Origin of the sequence: Mycobacterium appelbergii (genome assembly GCF_032883035.1) — a bacterium.
In the GTDB taxonomy this organism is placed as follows: domain Bacteria; phylum Actinomycetota; class Actinomycetes; order Mycobacteriales; family Mycobacteriaceae; genus Mycobacterium; species Mycobacterium appelbergii.
The window spans coordinates 392,879-410,397 of sequence record NZ_JAMQTH010000005.1 but is presented as its reverse complement, the minus strand read 5'-3'; the positions used below and the strand labels follow the sequence as shown (position 1 = coordinate 410,397).

Below are 17,519 nucleotides of genomic sequence, written 5' to 3'. Positions count from 1 at the left end.
TGGGTATGTTGGGCCGCGGGGAGTTCCGCCGGATCTGGAGCCTGTCGGAGCCGGAGTATTTGAGAGGGAAAAGTTTTGCGCATCGGGAAGATAACGGTTGGCGCACTTGATGAATGGTCGTTGAGTCCTGGATCGGTCACTTCGTGGCACCCGACGGCAACGGCTGCCGAGAGGGCGAAAAGAGCTCCGGTCAGTTCGGTCCCGGTGAGTTACATGCAAAGCCAACACCTTCGTAACTACAGCGAACGCACAGCGGCGGGATTGAACTTCTCCCGCCAGATCATCGCCAGCTGTGAAGTCGCCGGACAGTGCGATATCCCGGCTATGGATCATGCCGTAAATGCCTACCTACGCCGGCACGACACTTTCCGAAGTTGGTTCGAACAATCCGATGACGGAAAGTTCGTCCGTCATGCCATCGATGATCCGGCTGACATCGAATTCGCACCTGTCGATCAGGGTGTCATGACCGTCGAGGAAATTCGCGCGCACGTCACCGACATACCTAATCCACTGGAGTGGGGTTGCTTCACTTTCGGGGTAATCCAGAACGAGGATCACTTCACTTTCTTTGCCGCCATGGATCACGTCCACGGAGACGCGACGTTGATCGGCACCACGATGATGGAAGCAAACGGAATGTATTCGGCGATGAGCGGCAGCGGTCAGGCTCTGACGCTGCCCGATGCCGGTAGTTTCGACGACTTCTGTGTCCGCGAGCGGGAGTACACGTCGGAATTGACGTTGGATTCGCCGGGAGTGCGGGCCTGGATCGACTTCGCCGAGAACAATGGTGACGGTTTCCCGGAATTCCCGCTGCCGCTGGGTAATCCGGATGAGTCGACCAGCAGCGCCTGGTCCTCCGAAGTCCTGATGGATCCCGCGCAGACAGAGCGCTTCGAATCAGCCTGCGCGGGTGCGGGCGCGCGCTTCGTCGGTGGCTTGTTCGCCTGTCTGGGCCTGGTGGAGCACGAGTTCACCGGTGCACTCACCTATCACGGCCTGACCCCGAGGGATTCGCGCACAGCCGGCGACAATTTCATGACACAGGGTTGGTTCACCGGCCTGATTCCGATCACGGTCCCGGTTGCGGCGACCTCTTTCAACGACGCCGCGTGGGCCGCCCAGGCGTCTTTCGATTCGGGCCTGGACATGGCGAGAGTGCCGTATTACCGGGTAATGGAGTTGGCGCCGTGGTTGAACTGGCCACAGCCGAACTTTCCGGTATCGAACTTTCTGCACGGTGGCGCTGCTCCGCTCAACGCCATCCTCGCCGCAGGTGACATGGGCCTTGCGAACAATATCGGAATGTATCCGGACGATCGTTTCTCGTATCAATTGACGATCTACATATTCCGGTACGGGGAAGGCACGGTCATGGCGATCATGCATCCTGACAACCCGGTCGCCGCGAAATCGGTCACCCGCTATCTGGAGGCGATGAAGTCCGTATCGGCACGGGTCGCGGACAGCGGGCACTGGGGACGCGTCGCGTAGCTTTGGGCTCACGTGATGAGGCGGCAGGTGAAGGTATGAGGGCGAAATGCGACGGTTAGCCGATCTCGTGGCGCGGTGGCCCTGGGCGGTGATCGGGGTCTGGATCGCGGTCCTGATCGCCCTGCCGCTGGCTGCCCCGTCGATCGCTGACATGGCCGAGAAACATCCGCTCGCCATCCTGCCCAGCGATGCACCGTCCAGCGTCACCGCTCAGAAGATGACCGAGGCTTTCCAGGAATCGGGCAACGATGACCTGCTTCTGGTGGCGTTGATCAACGAGAAGGGGCTGGGCCCCGCCGACGAGGCGGCCTACCGCAAGCTGGTCGACGCGCTGCGCGACAACATGGCAGATGTCGTGTCGGTGCAGGACTTCATCAGCACGCCACAATTACGCGAGTTCCTGACCAGCGAGGACAAGACGACCTGGGTACTGCCGGTCAGTCTCGAGGGTGAGTTGGGCACGCCTCGGGCGTTCGAGTCGTTCAACCGGGTTTCCGGCATCGTCGAACGCAGCACCGCGGGCAGCCCGCTGACCGTGCATCTCACCGGCCCCGCGGCCACCGCCGCCGACCTCACTGTCGCAGGTGAACGGGATCGCCTGCCGATCGAGATCGCGATCGCCGTCCTGGTCCTCGGGGTGCTGTTATTGGTGTACCGCAATGCGGTCACGATGCTGCTGCCGTTGGTGACGATCGGGTCGTCCCTGCTGATCGCCCAGGCTCTGGTGGCGGCCTATTCCGAGCTGACCGGTTCAGGGGTCTCGAACCAGTCCATCATCTTCCTGAGTGCGATCATGGCCGGCGCCGGAACGGATTACGCGGTCTTTCTCATCAGCCGCTATCACGACTATTTGAGAATGGGCGCGGATTCCGATCTGGCGGTCAAGAAGGCGATGATCTCGATCGGGAAGGTGATCGCGGCATCCGCCTCCATGGTGGGTATCACTTTCCTGCTTTTGAGCTTCACGAAAATGGGAGTGTTCCGGACGGTCGGTGTGGCGTCGGCGATCGGGATCGGTGTCGCATTCCTGGCCGGGGTGACGCTGCTTCCCGCGATTCTGGTACTCGCCGGGCCGCGCGGCTGGGTCAAGCCGAGACGCGAACTGACTGCGCGTTTCTGGCGGCGTTCGGGTATCCGGATCGTCCGCCGACCGGTGGCACATCTGATCGCCAGTGCACTGGTCCTGGCCATATTGGCCGGCTTCGCGATCTTTGCGAAATACAATTACGACGATCGTAAAGTCGTGGCGGCGTCGGCGCCGAGTTCAGTCGGATATGCGGCGTTGGAACGTCATTTCCCGATCAACCAGTCCATCCCCGAATACATCCTCATCCAGTCACCGCATGACCTGCGCACCCCGCGGGCTCTCGCCGATCTGGAGCAGTTGGCCTCGCGCGTCGCGCAGTTGCCGGATGTCGGGCTGGTCAGCGGCATCACCCGGCCCCTCGGCGAAGTCCCGCCCGAGTTCAGGGCCACCTATCAGTCGGGCCTGGTCGGTTCGCGGCTGGCGGACGGCTCCGCCCAGATCGGCCAGCGCACCGGTGACTTGAATCGACTGGCGTCCGGGGCCAACACATTGGCCGACAGCCTGGCCGATGTCCGCGCCCAGATCAACCAGATTGCGCCCAGCATCCAAAGCCTGGTCACCACGTTCACTTCGATGCGAGCCGAATACGGTGGCGACAAGTTGGTGCGGGACGTCGACGCCGCCGCCAAGCTCATCGACAGCGTCAACGCGCTCGGCAATGCCATGGGCGTGAACTTCACCGCGGCCAAGAACTTGTTCGCCTGGATAGGCCCAGTTCTCATGGCGCTGGACGGCAACGCGGTGTGCGACGCCAATCCGTCCTGCAGCGATACCCGCGCGCAGTTCCGGAAGCTGACCGACCCGCGTAACGAGGGAAACCTCAACCAGATCAACGATCTCGCGCACCAGCTCAGCGTCGATGACACCCAGACGCTCAACGCCACAGTGAAGAAGCTGAACGGTGTGTTGGCAAACGTCGCCAAGACGGTCGACGCGATGGGGCTGAACAAGCCCGGCGGTCCGCAGTCGGGCATGACCCAGCTGCAGCAGGGCGCCAACCGCCTGGCCGGCGGTAGCCGGGAAGTGGCAGGCGGAGTCGACGAAGTCGTCCAACAGGTGAAGGTGATCGCCGCCGGGCTCAACGAGGCGTCTGCCTTCCTGCTGTCGATGCGCACCAACGCTGCGGACCCGTCGCAGGCGGGGTTCAACATCCCGGCCGAAGTGCTGGGCCTGCCGGACTTCAAGAAGGCCGCCAAGGCGTTCATCTCGCCGGACGGTCGCTCGGTGCGGTACCTGGTGCAGACCAAACTCAATCCGTTCAGCCCCGAGGCGATGGATCAGGTCACGGAGATCAACAACGTCGCCCGCGACGCCCAGCCGAACACCGCCCTGGCGGACGCTTCGATATCGATGGGCGGGTTCCCCGCCGCACTGCGGGATACCCGCGACTATTACCAGCAGGACATCCGGTACATCATCGCCGCGACGCTCATCGTCGTGCTGCTGACCCTGATGTTGCTGTTACGTGCGGTGGTCGCGCCCCTGTATCTCGTCGGTTCCGTGGTGATCTCGTACTTCGCGGCCATCGGGATCGGTGTCCTGGTATTTCAGTACATACTGGGCCAGCCGTTGCATTGGAGCGTGCCGCCGCTGGCCTTCGTGGTGCTGGTCGCGGTGGGCGCCGACTACAACATGCTTCTGGTATCGCGAATGCGGGACGAGTCTCTGCACAGCACGCGTTACGGCGTTATCCGCACGCTGGGTTCGACGGGCGGTGTGATCACCGCGGCGGGTCTCATCTTCGCCGCCTCGATGGCCGGTCTCATGTTTTCCAGTATCGGCATCGCGGTGCAGAGCGGTTTCATCATCGGTGTCGGAATTCTGCTGGATACCTTTGTGGTGCGCACCATTACGGTGCCTGCCATCGCGGCCCTGGTGGGGCGGGCGAACTGGTGGCCGTCACGACCGGGTGCGCGGCGCTTGACATCGCAAGCGCCGCCCGAACCGGCCGGACAGCCGGGTTAGCACGGGCACGGGATGTATGTGAAACTACGACGCGAAGCGCAGCGGTCAGGAGTAGGGATGAAAAGACTCCTTGCAGGACTTGTAGTCCTGGTGACGGTCAGCGGCTCAGGATCCTTCGGTGTCTCCGGGAGTGCGCGGGCCGATGAGTTGCCTGCGCCCGCGCCGCCCGCGCCCGCACCGGCCCCGTGGGGACCGGATCCGGGTACGGCGTACGCGCTGGGTGGCGCCCATGTTCTGGGCATTCCGTACGACGAGTACATCCGGCGCACCGGCGCCGACTGGTTCCCGGGGATGAAGCGGGTGAAGGTCGACTATCCGGCCGGGCAGGTTCAGGGCCACGTCCTGGAACGCATGTTTCCCGGCATCGGCCGGGTGGGCGAGGAGATTTACCCGGGCATCGGGCTCGACGGTCCCAGCATCGGGGAGTCGGTCGACGAGGGCGAGGGCAATCTCGAAACGGCGATCCGCAACGGTGGCCCCGGCAGGGCGATGGGGCTGTCCGAGGGAGCGCTGGTGCTCAACGCGGTGAAGGCGCGGCTGGCGAATGATCCGACCGCGCCGCCGCCGGATCAACTGACCTTCGCGACGTTCGGCGACCCGATCGCGAAGCACCCGTTCGGCGAGAGCTTCCTGACCCAGATGTTCCCGGTCGGCAGCGTCGTGCCTGCGATGGACTACCGGATCCCGGCCCCGGTCGAGAGCCAGTATCACACCGACCAGTTCGTCTCGGCCTACGACAGCATCGCCGACTTTCCCGACCGGCCGGACAACGTGTTCGCTCTCGCCAACTCGATCGCCGGCCTGGCCACCGGTCACACCGCGATTGCGTTCACCAACCCGAGCAACGTCCCGCCGCAGAACATCAGAACGACGGTCAACTCGAAGGGTGCGACGACGACGACGTACCTGGTTCCCGAGCAGCACCTGCCCCTGGTGCTGGGCGCCAAGTACCTCGGGTACGACGAGAACACGCTGAATCAACTGGACGCGATTCTGATGCCGCGGGTGAATGCGGGCTATTCACGGAACGACGATCCGGCCACCGCCCCGGTGCAGGTGGATCCGGTGCACGGCTTCGACCCACTGGAGGTCACCGAACCCGCCAACGAGGCGACGTTCGGGGGCGGCGGCGATCCCATGTCAGAACTCGTCAACGGTGCGTTGTCTGTGCTGAACGCCCCCGGCGCAGGCTGAGCCGACGGATTCGACGAGTTACGGACGTGATGTGATGTCTACCCAATCCTCCATTCTCTCGATGCTGCACGGACGTGCCAGTCTGCGTCCCGACGAGGTGGCGTTCACGTTCACCGATTACGTCCACGACGCGCCCGACGTTGCCGAGACCTTGACGTGGTCGCAGCTGTCCCGCCGGACCGTCAATGTCGCGCGGGCGATCCGTCTGCACGGGTCGGTCGGCGACCGGGCGGTGATCCTGGCCCCCCAAGGCCTGGAATACATCCTGGCCTTTCTCGGAGCCATGCAGGCCGGGCTCGTCGCGGTACCGCTCCCGCTGCCCCATCGCGGTTCGAGTCACGACCGGGTGAGTTCGGTTTTCGCCGATACCCTGCCCTCGGTTGTTCTCACCACCTCCGCGGTCGCCGCGGACGTCGGCGATTACGTCGCCCACGCAGGCCTGGACACCGCGCCGAAGATCATCGAGATCGACTCGCTGAATCTGGACGCCGAGGCGGACGGCGGACCGAGCCTCGAGGCGGCGGAACTGCCCAGCACCGCGTATCTGCAGTACAGCTCCGGTTCGACCCGGGTGCCCACCGGCGTCATGGTCTCGCACCGCAACCTCCAGGTGAATTTCGAGCAGCTGATGCGGGGCTTGTTCGCGGGCGCGAATGTCAAAACCTCGTCCGATATGACGATCGTGTCGTGGTTGCCCTTCTACCACGACATGGGTTTGGTGCTGGGCGTGTGCGCACCCATCCTGGGCGGCTTTCCCGCCACGCTGATGAGCCCCGTGGCGTTCTTGGAGCGGCCGGCCAGATGGATACGTGCGCTGGCCGAGAATCCTCATGCTTTTTCGGCGGCGCCGAACTTCGCTTTTGACCTGGCCGCCACTAAAACCAAGGACGCGGACCTCGACGGACTCGACCTCGGCGGGGTGCTCGGCATCATCAACGGCGCCGAACGTGTCGAGCGGGCCACCTTGGAACGCTTTGCAGATCGGTTCGCCCACTTCAATTTTCGGGACCATATGCTGCGTCCCTCGTACGGACTGGCCGAGGCAACCGTCTTCGTGACATCCGGTACCTGGAGTGAATCCGCCGAGGCCGTCCGCTTCGATGTCGACGAATTGTCGGCGGGCCGCGCGCGGCGGTGCGCACGCGGCGAGGCCGGTTCATCGCTCGTGCGATACAGACTGCCGCAATCGCCCGTGCTACGGATCGTCGACGTCGACACCAGCCGGGAGTGCGCGCAGGACGTGGTCGGCGAGATCTGGGTGCACGGCGACAATGTCGCGGCAGGCTACTGGAGCAGGCCACCGGAGGAACAGCGGTGCTTCGGCGCCACGGTCGCCGACCCGACGCCGGGCACCCCCGCCGGACCGTGGCTGCGGACCGGGGATCTGGGCTTCGTCTCCGAAGGCGAGCTGTTCATCGTCGGCCGCATCAAGGATCTGCTGATCATCCGGGGGCGTAATCACTATCCCGAGGACATCGAGGCGACGGTCCAGCAGATCACCGGTGGGCGGGTCGCGGCGATCTCGGTTTCGACGAACAGCACCGAGAAGCTGGTCACGGTCATCGAGGTCAAGAAGCGGGAGAAGTCCACGCTGGAGGCCGTGCACTGGCTCAGCGGGGTCAAGAGCGACGTCACCTCCGCGGTGTCCAACGCACACGGTTTGAACGTGGGGGATCTCGTGCTGGTGCCACCCGGCTCGATCCCCATCACGACGAGCGGCAAGATCCGGCGCGCCGCCTGCGTGGAGCAGTACCGGCAGGATGAATTCGTCCGGTTGGACGCCTGAGCTACAGACCGATCAATCCCGCGGCGAGCAGCACGCATCCGACCGCGGCCAACAGCACCGCCACATGGCGGCGGCGCCGCGACCGCAACCAGTCGTGCAGTGCCGACAGCGCCGCGCGGGTACGTTCCGGGGCTACCAGGTAGGAGATCAGCGGGATCTCCACAAGCCCGAACGCCACCACGTTGAACAGCAGTAAGGCACCGACCTGGGTGCCTGCCGCAGCGCCTGAGGCGACGATGAGCGCCAGCGCGGCGAGGTAGTCGACCGACGGCAGCGCGATGCCCAGGCCCGCGGCGCCTGCCGTCCACAGCGAATGGCCGCTGAGCAACTGCCGGACGCGCAGCATGAGCTGACGGGGTTTCCCGTCGGCTGGGCCTGCCGACCACCCGGGTCGCGGCCGCACCAGGCCCATGGCCACCGCCGCCGCGACGGCCAGCGTCATCGCCCCCACCACCAGCTGCACCCTGGGCAGGGTGAAATGGGCTGATCCCAGGGCCGGCCGGAGGATGAACAGCACGATCACCCCTACCGTGGCGCCCATCGCGAACCCGCCGGCAAGGAAGGCGAGCAGCTGCAACAGCGGCCGGGGCCGGTTGAGCATCAGGACGGTCATCCCGATCCGGAACGGCTCCAGGCTGACGGCAGCGGCCATCACCAGGAGCGTGATCCACATGACGGGTCAGGTTACCGTCCGGGCGGAGGCGGGTTCTGTTCAGCACGATTTTGACGCCGCACGCATGGCAGGACGGGTCGAGGCACCCCTGACCTGTCCGCCGCGCTCGACGACGTGTCAAGATGGATTTCTTATGAGCGCAACAGATCTGAGCCCGACGTCGCTGCGTGAAGCGTTCGGTCACTTCCCGTCCGGCGTCATCGCGATCGCGGCGCAGGTCGAGGGCACGCTGATCGGTCTGGCCGCCAGCACCTTTGTACCGGTGTCGCTGGATCCGCCGCTGGTGTCGTTCTGTGTGCAGAACGACTCGACCACCTGGCCCAAGCTCAAGGACCTGGCGTTCCTGGGTATCAGCGTGCTGGGGGAGTCGCACGACGGCGCGGCGCGGACACTGGCCGCCAAAACCGGCGACCGATTCGCCGGCCTGAAGACAGAGTCACGCGAGAGCGGTGCGGTGTTCATCCACGGCACCAGCGTCTGGTTGGAGAGCGCCATCGAACAGTTGGTGCCTGCCGGGGACCACACGATCGTGGTGCTACGGGTGCACGACATCACTGTGCACGACGATGTGGCTCCGATCGTTTTCCACCGCAGCGCTTTTCGCAAACTGGGCGGTTGACGCGGCGATCAGGGGCGTTGGGCGAGCTCTTCGCGATATCTCGCGACGCGCTGCTCGAGCTCGGTGGCATCCGCCGGGCGCCCCTCCTTGCGGGCCAGATCGGCGCGGGCAGACAGTTCGCGGATTGCGGTCCGAATATCGTTGACGCTCTGGGTATGTCCCATGCTCATCGGGCTGCCTTTCGACGGTGATTGGCTGCTTACGACGAGCGTACCCGCCAACGTGAAACGGCTGCGAGAATCGCGGCGGATTCTCGCAGCCAGTTCACGGTCGGCGCTGAGGACGACTACTTGCGGAAAAGCTTGTTACCCAGCCACACAATGGGGTCGTACTTGCGGTCGGCCACGCGTTCCTTCATCGGAATCAGCGCATTGTCGGTGATCTTGATGTGTTCCGGGCAAACCTCGGTACAGCACTTGGTGATGTTGCAGAAGCCGAGGCCGTTCTCTTCCTGCGCCATGTCACGCCGGTCCAGCGTGTCCAGCGGATGCATCGACAGCTCAGCCTGTCGCATCAGGTACCGCGGGCCTGCGAACGCCTCCTTGTTTTCTTCGTGATCACGCACCACATGGCACACGTTCTGGCACAGGAAGCACTCGATGCACTTGCGGAACTCCTGGCTGCGGTTCACGTCCTCCTGCTGCATGCGGTAATCGCCGGGTTGCAGGTCCTTGGGCGGGGTGAATGACGGGATCTCGCGCGCCTTGGTGTAGTTGAAGGACACGTCGGTCACCAGGTCGCGCATCACCGGGAAGGTCCGCAGCGGCGTCACCGTGACCGTCTCCGACGGGTCGAATGTCGACATGCGCGTCATGCACATCAGCTTCGGGCGGCCGTTGATCTCGGCCGAACACGATCCGCACTTGCCGGCCTTGCAGTTCCATCGCACGGCCAGGTCACCGGCCTGGGTGGCTTGCAGCCGGTGGATGATGTCGAGTACCACCTCACCGTCGTTGACCTCGACGGTGTAGTCCTTCAGCTCGCCGCCGGCTTCGTCGCCGCGCCATACCCGCAGGCTCGCGTCGTATGCAGCCATGCTCTCAGCCTTTCCGTTCGGGGTGCTCGGTCAGTTCGGCGTCGGTGTAGTACTTCTCCAGTTCGGAGAGCTCGAAGGTCTCCAACAGGTCCGGACGCATGGGCACTTGCGGCTCGGGGGCCACAGTGACGCGGGGGACCATCGCTTCGCTGGTCGCCGCCTCCGTGGTCTTGCACACCAGCAGCGTGTTGCGCCAGTTGGCGTCCATCGCCGGATGGTCGTCGCGGGTGTGTCCGCCGCGGCTCTCGGTGCGCTGCAGCGCAGCCTTGGCCACACATTCGCTGACCAGCAGCATGTTCCGCATATCGATCGCGAGGTGCCAGCCGGGGTTGTAGATCCGACCGCCCTCGACGGCGACGTTCTGCAGGCGGCCCCTGAGCTCGTCGAGCTTGACCAGTGCCTGCTCGATCTCCTCTTTCTTGCGAATGATGCCGACAAGGTCGTTCATCGATTGCTGAAGCTCCGCATGCAGCGTGTACGGGTTCTCGGGATTTTCGTGTGCCTCGTACGGCGCCAACGCCATCTTGGTGGCCTCGTCGACGGCGTCCTGCGGCGGCTTCGGCCGGTCGTCGGCCAGGGCTCGCACGTAGTCCGCCGCCCCCAGCCCGGCGCGGCGACCGAACACCAGTAGATCCGACAGCGAGTTGCCACCGAGCCGGTTGGAGCCGTGCATGCCACCGGAGCACTCACCCGCGGCGAACAGGCCAGGGGTGGCAGCACCGCCGGTGTCGGGGTCGACCTCGATGCCACCCATCACGTAGTGACAGGTCGGACCGACTTCCATCTCGTCCTTGGTGATGTCGACCTCGGCGAGCTCGATGAACTGGTGGTACATCGAGGGCAGTCTGCGCTTGATCTCCTCGGTGGGCATGCGCGAGGCGATGTCGAGGTAGACCCCGCCGTGCGGGGTGCCGCGGCCTGCTTTGACCTCGGCGACGATGGCCCTGGCAACCTCGTCGCGGGGGAGCAGGTCAGGGGTGCGGCGGGCCGAGTCGTTGTCCTTGAGCCACTGGTCGGCTTCTTCCTCGGTTTCGGCGTACTGCCCTTTGAACACCGCGGGGATGTAGTCGAACATGAACCGCTTCCCCTCGGAGTTCTTCAGCACTCCGCCGTCACCGCGCACACCCTCGGTGACGAGGATGCCCTTGACCGACAGCGGCCACACCATCCCGGTCGGGTGGAACTGGATGAATTCCATGTTGATCAGGTTGGAGCCCGCACGCAGCGCCAGGGCATGGCCGTCGCCGGTGTACTCCCACGAGTTCGACGAGACCTTGAAGGACTTGCCGATGCCGCCGGTCGCCAGGACCACGGCAGGTGCGTCGAAAAGAATGAAGTTGCCGGTCTCGCGCCAGTAACCGAACGCGCCTGCGATCCGGTTGCCGTCTTTGATCAGGTCCGTGATCGAACACTCGTGAAAGACCTTGATCCGCGCCTCGTAATCGCCGAGTTCGCGCTTGTCCTCCTGCTGTAGCGAGACGATCTTCTGCTGCAGCGTGCGGATGATCTCCAGGCCGGTGCGGTCGCCGACGTGGGCCAGCCGCGGATAGGTGTGGCCACCGAAGTTGCGCTGGCTGATCTTGCCGTCCTTGGTGCGGTCGAACAGCGCACCGTAGGTCTCCAGCTCCCACACCCGGTCCGGGGCCTCCTGCGCGTGCAGTTCGGCCATCCGCCAGTTGTTCAGGAACTTGCCGCCGCGCATGGTGTCACCGAAGTGCACCTGCCACGAGTCCTTGGTGTTGACGTTGCGCATCGCCGCCGCGCAGCCGCCCTCGGCCATCACGGTGTGCGCCTTGCCGAACAACGACTTGGTCACCACCGCGACGCGCAGGCCGCGTTCGCGGGCCTCGATCACCGCGCGCAGTCCCGCACCACCGGCACCGATCACGACGACGTCGTATTCGTGCCGTTCGAGTTGCGATGAGCCGCTTGCGCGAAGAGCCTCATCAGATGCCATGAATCAGTGCCCTCACTTCGTGAATGTGGTTGTCAAACAACCGAATTAACCGATGAATCGCAGATCGGAGATAGTGCCGCTCGCTACCAGCATGATGTAGAAGTCGGTCAGCATCAGGGTGCCGAGGGTGATCCAGGCGTACGTCTTGTGCCGGGTGTTCAGCCTGCTCACCTGGCCCCACATCCAGTACCGGACAGGGTGTTTGGAGAAGTGCTTGAGGCGTCCGCCGACGACGTGCCTGCAGGAGTGGCAGGAGATCGTGTACACCCACAGCATGATGACGTTGCCGACGAGAATCACGTTGCCCAGGCCGAATCCGAAGCCGCTCGGCGACTGGAAGGCGATGATCGCGTCGTAGGTGTTGATTAGCGAGATGATCCCGGCAATGTAGAAGAAGTATCGGTGCGTGTTCTGGATGATCAGCGGAAGGCGGGTCTCACCAGTGTATTTCGCGTGTGGTTCGGCCACGGCGCACGCCGTCGGCGCCTGCCACACCGTCCGGTAGTAGGCCCCGCGGTAGTAATAGCAGGTCAGCCGGAACAGCAGGAGGAACGGCAGTGACAACGCCGCGTACGGCAGCCACCACACGTCGGGCAGGAACTGGCCGAAGTGACTGGCCTCGGGTATGCACCCGGTGCTGACGCACGGAGAGTAGAACGGCGTGAGGTAGTGATACTCGGCTACGTAGTAGTTGTTCTGCAGGAACGCCCGCACTGTCGCGTAGATGACGAACGCGGCGAAGCCGAGGTCGATGATCAGCGGTGATTGCCACCAACGATCGGTCCGCAGCGTCCGCTGCGAGATCTGGGCGCGCTTGGGCGAGAAGACCCCGGTCGCACGACGGTCAGCGGTGGGTGCGCTCACGGTTCCCTTTCTTCAGGTTCAGTTGTCGCGGTTGGTGTTGAACACCCACACGCTCATCGGTAACCCCCGAGACCTTCGTCGGCGACGTCCTGCCAGAAGTCGGTGCCGTATTGGGTGTCGGGGATGGCGATCTTTTCGGCGCTCTGGCTCTGCCGCGTCACGCCGTGGCGTTGCTCAAGCTCTTCGGTGTCGATGTCGAGGCGGTCGATGTCGTTGTAGATCCGTTCGGCATCATTGACGACACGTCGCATGGCCGGGGAGTCCCCGTACTTCGACGCCAATGTGGTGATGCAACGGCGCATGTCGCCGATCAGATTGTGCAGTTCGGCGAACTCGGTTGTGGTGGACAAGCGACCTCCTTGGGCTGAAGGGTGTCAGGGATCACAGTACGACAACCGATGCTAGCCACATCATGAGTTGAGAGTGACAAGAGTCACGTTGAGCACCGGAGGTAACGCTTTGTCCAGAGAGATATTGCAGGAACGCGCGGCGGCACTTCTGGCGCTGCATCAGCCCGGCAACCCGGTCGTTCTGCCCACGGTGTGGGACGCCTGGTCGGCCGATGTCGCGGTCCGGGCGGGCTTCGTCGCCCTCACCGTGGGCAGTCACCCGGTGGCCACGTCGATCGGCAAGGCCGACGGCGAGGTGATGTCGTTCGAGGAGTTGCTGGGCCGGGTTCAGCAGATCACCACGGCGGTTGAGGTGCCGGTGTCGGTCGACATCGAGTCCGGTTATGGCGAGACCCCGACCCGGGTGATCGAGGGCCTGTTGGGGGCAGGCGCGGTCGGGCTCAACATCGAGGACACCGTGCACCGGGACGGTAAGCGGTTGCGTACGCCGGAGGAACACGCCGCGTTGGTGGGGGAGTTACGCGCAGCGGCCGACGCCGCAGGCGTCCATGTGGTGATCAACGCCCGCACGGACCTGTTCCTGCGCAAGGACGGCGATGCGGCGGATCGGGTCGACCGTGCCATTGCCCGGCTCACCCTCGCCGCGCAGGCCGGCGCGGATTCGTTGTTCCCGGCCGGGCTGGCTGATCCGGATGGTCTGGGTCGGTTTACCTCCGCGGTTTCGCTGCCCGTCAGCGCGACGGTGCCACCGGATTCCGCTGACCGCACGGCGCTGGCCGAGCTGGGGGTGGGGCGAATCACGTTCGGCCCGTTTATGCAGGTCGCGCTGACCGCGCGGACGAACGAAATCCTCGCGCGCTGGCTGTAGACGCCACCGCCATTTCCTGCACGTCAATAATGGCCCCAGGGGGTCCGACTATCAGGCAGGACAATACATCGTGGGTGCGCGCAAAAGGCTTGTGTTGGTGATGGCACCCATGGTGGTGGCAGGCACGCTGGCGATGACGGGAGCCGCTGTCGCGGCCGCCGATTCGGAAACCACGATGGTGCCGTTGCAGAACAAGATCCGGGCATGTGATTTCGTCCCGGCGCAGTTTCTCGATGGCTTCGGCACGGGCTACGGGTCCGCGGTCGCGCACATCGGAACTCCGGCGTCCGGCACGGTCAGCGCCGACGTGCAGATCCAGACCTCTCAGCCTGACACCGCCTATCAGGTCCGGCTGATCCAGCTGCCCAGGCCGGCGTCGAGCACCTGCGGTGCGGGTGACCCGGGGATCGCGACGGGCGTGTTGCACACCGATGGCGCAGGCAACGGGAGCACCACTGTTTCGGGCCCGAAGAGTTCCGGGGCCACCGCGGCCTGGGTGGTAATCGAGGGCCCGCCGGTCCCGGGCAAGACAGACGGCGAGGTCTACTCGACCGACTACCCGGCCCGGTTGAACTGATTTGTAGCCGCGAAAACCGGTGGGCCCGTTGGGCCCACCGGTTTTCTGTTCCCCTACTTGCTGTCGATCGCGATGCGCTGCGGTTCGCTGCCGGCGTACACCCCGGCCACCCGCACCGTCAGCACGCCTGCGTCGTAGGACGCCGTCACCGCGTCACCGGTGACATGGCCGGGCAACTTGAACGACCGGCGAAACGCGCCGTACCGGACCTCGCTGAGGGTGCGGCCCGCTGCGGTCTCGGCCCGCTCGTCGCGGCGCTCACCGCGGATGACCAGTCGGCCACGGTCGATCTCGACGTTGATGTCGTTCGCGACCGCTTCGGTGCTCAGCCCCGGCAGGTCCAATCGCACGACCGCGTCGTCGCCGTCCTTGCTGAGCTCGGCGGCGGGGGTGAGGTCCTTGGGCCAATCGGCGCGGGCATCGGTCACCGGGCCGAAGAAATCGCGAACCCAGCCGTCGACCTGCCACGCGGGGCGGCTCCACACTGCCGGCATCACTGAAGTGCTCATGTCGTACTCCTTGTTTCGAAGACCGGCACCACACCGGCCTGCTACTCCAATAACTTGAGTCGACCACGCTCATGTTCCGGGGCGGCGTTCGCCATGCGCGAACTCACCGTAAGCGCGTCCGCACCGCCAGCCCGGCGCAGGCGATGACGGCGGTCCCGCCAAGCACCGTCAGCCAGGTCAGGTGCTCGTGCAGCAGCAGCGCCGCCCAGCACAGGGTCATCACCGGCTGCACCAGCTGGACCTGGCTGACCTGGGCGATCGGCCCGATTGCCAGCCCCCGGTACCAGGCGAAGAAGCCGAGGAACATGCTGACCACGGCGAGATAGCCGAACGCCGCCCACTGTGTCGGTGACGCTGCCGGCGGTTGCTGCACGACCGACAGCGCGACCAGGATGATCATGACGGGCGCGGCGACCACGAGCGCCCACGACACCGTCTGCCACGCACCGAGATCCCGGGCCAGCAGCCCACCCTCGGCGTAGCCGATCGCGCAGGCGACGACCGCGCCGAACAGCAGCAGGTCGGCCCAGCTCAGATGTCCGAAACCGCCGCCCTGCAGCATCGCGAACGCCACGGCGGCCACGGCGCCGATCGCCGCGGTGATCCAGAAGACCCGCGGCGGACGTTCCCGGGCGCGCAGCGCGGCGCAGACTGCGGTCGCCGCCGGTAGCAGCGCGATCACCACGGCCGCGTGGCTGGCGTCCACGGTGGTGAGTGCGTAGGACGTCAGCAACGGGAAGCCGGCGACGACACCTGCGGCCACCACGACCAGGCGTAGCCACTGGTTTCCCCGCGGCAGCGCCTGCCGGGTCCACGCGAGTGCGGTGGTGGCCAACGCGGCGGCGACGACCGCGCGGCCTGCGCCGATGAACAGCGGCGAGAGGCCGCCGATGGCCACGCGGGTGAAGATGACGGTGAAGGAGAAGGCCACAACGCCCAGCAATCCCCACCACAGCCCGGCACGGGAGCTGGATAACGGTGGAGCCAAACTCGCAGTAGCGCTACTCTGACCTGACATGGACAACGATAGCACTGAGCGGATCGTGTCGGGTCTGCGGCAATGGATCGCCGCGGCTCCGGCCGGGGCGCAACTGCCGTCGAACCGAGCTCTGACGGCCCAGTATGGCGCCAGTCCGGTCACCGTACAGAAGGCCATGCGTGCCCTGCGTTGCTCGGGGCTCATCGAAAGCCGGCCTGGGGTAGGAACATTCGTTCGGGTCGTACGCACTGCGCGACCGCCGGACTACGGCTGGCAGACGGGCGCGTTGCGCTTTCCGCAAGCCCGCATCCCGGTCGCCGCGACGCCGATGCGCGGGGCCGCCCCCGATGTGATCGGACTGCATTCCGGCTACCCCGCCCGCGAGCTGCTACCGCACCGGTTGGTGCGGTCCGCCCTGGCTCGGGCCGCCCGCAGCGATGTCGCGCTGGCCCGTCCGGTGGTCACAGGTCTGCCGGAACTGCAGGCCTGGTTCGCCGACGAGCTCGCCGAGTTCGTCCCGGCCGGTGTCACCCCACCCGCCCCGCGCGACGTTATTGTGCTGCCCGGCAGCCAGAGTGGGCTGAGCTCGACGTTCCGTGCCCTGGTGGGCGACGGCCGGCCACTGCTCATTGAATCGCCCACTTACTGGGGTGCGATCCTGGCGGCGGCTCAGGCCGGGGTGCGCATCGTGCCGGTGCCGAGCGGAGCGGACGGCCCCGACCCCGACGAGCTCGCCCGGGCCTTCTCCGAGACAGGGGCGCGGGTGTTCTATGCGCAGCCGCACTACGCCAATCCCACTGGTGCGCAATGGTCTACGGAAAGATCCCGGCAGATCCTCGATGTTGTCCTGGCGCACGGTGCGTTTCTCGTCGAAGACGACTGGGCCCACGATTTCGGCATGGAATCGACCTGCAGGCCGATCGCGGCTCATGACGACGCGGGCCATGTGATCTATCTGCGATCGCTGACCAAGAGCGTCTCGCCGTCAATCCGCATCGCGGCGCTGATCGCCAGGGGCCCTGCGCGCGAACGCATCCTGGCCGATTTCGGCGCGGCGTCGATGTACGTCAGCGGTGTGCTGCAGGCCACCGCGCTGGACGTGGTCACCCAGCCCGGATGGCAGAGTCATCTGCGGAACCTGCGCCAGCAGTTGCGTGCCCGCCGCGATCTGCTCATCGAGGGATTGAAGGAACACGTCCCGGATGCCGACCTCGAACATGTGCCCCGTGGCGGGCTGAACCTGTGGGTCCGGCTGCCCGACGGAACCGACCTCGAACAGCTCGACCGCGACTGTGAGGCCGCCGGAGTGCTGATCGTGCCAGGAACGGACTGGTTCCCCGCCGAAGCGGCCGGGTCCTTCATCCGGCTCAACTTCTCCGGCCCGGACCCGCAGCGGTTTCCGGAGGCGGCCGGCATCATCGGCGCTGCCCTGGAGCGTCAGCGCGGGTAGCGCAAGGCCCACACCACAGCCGGAACTCACAGGTGCGCGCGGTGGGAGGTGAGCACACCGTGACGGTCGCTTCACACAGGGCGACATTTCGGCAATATCGGCTTCCTA

Annotated in this window: 16 protein-coding genes; 8 read left to right on the top strand and 8 right to left on the bottom strand. The window is 65.3% G+C overall.

Annotation, left to right across the window (positions count from 1 at the left end):
- Nucleotides 1–75 precede the first annotated feature (75 nt).
- From M1247_RS14355 to M1247_RS14340, 4 genes are read left to right on the top strand one after another with little or no spacing between them, the layout of a single operon-like run.
- Entirely contained in the window at nt 76–1,497 is a 1,422-nt protein-coding gene (locus tag M1247_RS14355; RefSeq protein WP_317157015.1) for a condensation domain-containing protein, read from the top strand.
- Nucleotides 1,498–1,543: 46 nt separating this feature from the next.
- A complete protein-coding gene (locus M1247_RS14350) occupies nt 1,544–4,549 on the top strand; it encodes an MMPL/RND family transporter (protein ID WP_317157014.1) in 3,006 nt (1,001 codons plus the stop codon).
- Between the two features lie 57 nt (nt 4,550–4,606).
- Nucleotides 4,607–5,743 (top strand): acyltransferase PE, encoded by a 1,137-nt coding sequence (pe, locus tag M1247_RS14345; protein WP_317157013.1) that lies wholly within the window; start codon nt 4,607–4,609, stop codon nt 5,741–5,743.
- A gap of 34 nt (nt 5,744–5,777) precedes the next feature.
- Nucleotides 5,778–7,529 (top strand): AMP-binding protein, encoded by a 1,752-nt coding sequence (locus M1247_RS14340; RefSeq protein WP_317157012.1) that lies wholly within the window; start codon nt 5,778–5,780, stop codon nt 7,527–7,529.
- A gap of 1 nt (nt 7,530) precedes the next feature.
- On the opposite strand, the gene M1247_RS14335 is transcribed toward M1247_RS14340, so the two are convergent.
- Nucleotides 7,531–8,202, bottom strand: coding sequence for a GAP family protein (locus M1247_RS14335; protein WP_317157011.1), 672 nt, complete (start codon nt 8,200–8,202; stop codon nt 7,531–7,533).
- 133 nt (nt 8,203–8,335) lie between these two features.
- Between M1247_RS14335 and M1247_RS14330 the strand changes: the two genes are divergently transcribed.
- Complete coding sequence (locus M1247_RS14330) at nt 8,336–8,821, top strand: flavin reductase family protein (protein ID WP_317157010.1); 486 nt, start codon at nt 8,336–8,338, stop codon at nt 8,819–8,821.
- 8 nt (nt 8,822–8,829) lie between these two features.
- On the opposite strand, the gene M1247_RS14325 is transcribed toward M1247_RS14330, so the two are convergent.
- The 5 genes from M1247_RS14325 to M1247_RS14305 form a co-directional block, all read right to left on the bottom strand.
- Nucleotides 8,830–8,991: a hypothetical protein gene (locus M1247_RS14325; RefSeq protein WP_317157009.1), complete on the bottom strand. Its 162-nt coding sequence runs from the start codon at nt 8,989–8,991 to the stop codon at nt 8,830–8,832.
- A 116-nt stretch (nt 8,992–9,107) separates the two neighbouring features.
- Complete coding sequence (locus tag M1247_RS14320; RefSeq protein ID WP_317157008.1) at nt 9,108–9,857, bottom strand: succinate dehydrogenase/fumarate reductase iron-sulfur subunit; 750 nt, start codon at nt 9,855–9,857, stop codon at nt 9,108–9,110.
- A gap of 4 nt (nt 9,858–9,861) precedes the next feature.
- A complete protein-coding gene (locus M1247_RS14315; RefSeq protein ID WP_317157007.1) occupies nt 9,862–11,814 on the bottom strand; it encodes a fumarate reductase/succinate dehydrogenase flavoprotein subunit in 1,953 nt (650 codons plus the stop codon).
- 45 nt (nt 11,815–11,859) lie between these two features.
- A complete protein-coding gene (locus M1247_RS14310) occupies nt 11,860–12,678 on the bottom strand; it encodes a succinate dehydrogenase subunit SdhC (RefSeq protein ID WP_317157006.1) in 819 nt (272 codons plus the stop codon).
- Nucleotides 12,679–12,731: 53 nt separating this feature from the next.
- Complete coding sequence (locus M1247_RS14305; protein WP_317157005.1) at nt 12,732–13,028, bottom strand: Rv0250c family protein; 297 nt, start codon at nt 13,026–13,028, stop codon at nt 12,732–12,734.
- 109 nt (nt 13,029–13,137) lie between these two features.
- On the opposite strand from M1247_RS14305, the gene M1247_RS14300 reads away from it, so the two are divergent.
- Both M1247_RS14300 and M1247_RS14295 read left to right on the top strand, forming a co-directional pair.
- On the top strand, nt 13,138–13,896 hold the full coding sequence (locus M1247_RS14300; RefSeq protein WP_317157004.1) for an isocitrate lyase/PEP mutase family protein: 759 nt from the start codon (nt 13,138–13,140) through the stop codon (nt 13,894–13,896).
- Between the two features lie 100 nt (nt 13,897–13,996).
- Nucleotides 13,997–14,473: a hypothetical protein gene (locus tag M1247_RS14295; RefSeq protein ID WP_317157037.1), complete on the top strand. Its 477-nt coding sequence runs from the start codon at nt 13,997–13,999 to the stop codon at nt 14,471–14,473.
- Between the two features lie 53 nt (nt 14,474–14,526).
- On the opposite strand, the gene M1247_RS14290 is transcribed toward M1247_RS14295, so the two are convergent.
- Nucleotides 14,527–14,982, bottom strand: a complete 456-nt coding sequence (locus M1247_RS14290) for an Hsp20/alpha crystallin family protein (RefSeq protein WP_317157003.1) — start codon at nt 14,980–14,982, stop codon at nt 14,527–14,529.
- Between the two features lie 103 nt (nt 14,983–15,085).
- On the bottom strand, nt 15,086–16,000 hold the full coding sequence (locus M1247_RS14285) for a DMT family transporter (protein ID WP_317157002.1): 915 nt from the start codon (nt 15,998–16,000) through the stop codon (nt 15,086–15,088).
- Here M1247_RS14285 and M1247_RS14280 point away from each other — a divergent pair.
- Nucleotides 15,999–17,411, top strand: a complete 1,413-nt coding sequence (locus M1247_RS14280; protein ID WP_317157001.1) for an aminotransferase-like domain-containing protein — start codon at nt 15,999–16,001, stop codon at nt 17,409–17,411. The two genes, M1247_RS14285 and M1247_RS14280, sit on opposite strands and share 2 nt — an antisense overlap.
- The last annotated feature ends 108 nt before the right edge of the window (nt 17,412–17,519 follow it).

Coding starts and splice junctions, on each gene's coding strand:
- M1247_RS14350 (WP_317157014.1), top strand. CDS start 1,544: ATGCGACGGTTAGCCGATCTCGTGGCGCGGTGGCCCTGGGCGGTGATC.
- pe (WP_317157013.1), top strand. CDS start 4,607: ATGAAAAGACTCCTTGCAGGACTTGTAGTCCTGGTGACGGTCAGCGGC.
- M1247_RS14340 (WP_317157012.1), top strand. CDS start 5,778: ATGTCTACCCAATCCTCCATTCTCTCGATGCTGCACGGACGTGCCAGT.
- M1247_RS14335 (WP_317157011.1), bottom strand. CDS start 8,202: ATGTGGATCACGCTCCTGGTGATGGCCGCTGCCGTCAGCCTGGAGCCG.
- M1247_RS14330 (WP_317157010.1), top strand. CDS start 8,336: ATGAGCGCAACAGATCTGAGCCCGACGTCGCTGCGTGAAGCGTTCGGT.
- M1247_RS14325 (WP_317157009.1), bottom strand. CDS start 8,991: ATGAGCATGGGACATACCCAGAGCGTCAACGATATTCGGACCGCAATC.
- M1247_RS14320 (WP_317157008.1), bottom strand. CDS start 9,857: ATGGCTGCATACGACGCGAGCCTGCGGGTATGGCGCGGCGACGAAGCC.
- M1247_RS14315 (WP_317157007.1), bottom strand. CDS start 11,814: ATGGCATCTGATGAGGCTCTTCGCGCAAGCGGCTCATCGCAACTCGAA.
- M1247_RS14295 (WP_317157037.1), top strand. CDS start 13,997: ATGGCACCCATGGTGGTGGCAGGCACGCTGGCGATGACGGGAGCCGCT.
- M1247_RS14290 (WP_317157003.1), bottom strand. CDS start 14,982: ATGAGCACTTCAGTGATGCCGGCAGTGTGGAGCCGCCCCGCGTGGCAG.
- M1247_RS14280 (WP_317157001.1), top strand. CDS start 15,999: ATGGACAACGATAGCACTGAGCGGATCGTGTCGGGTCTGCGGCAATGG.
- M1247_RS14285 (WP_317157002.1), bottom strand. CDS start 16,000: ATGTCAGGTCAGAGTAGCGCTACTGCGAGTTTGGCTCCACCGTTATCC.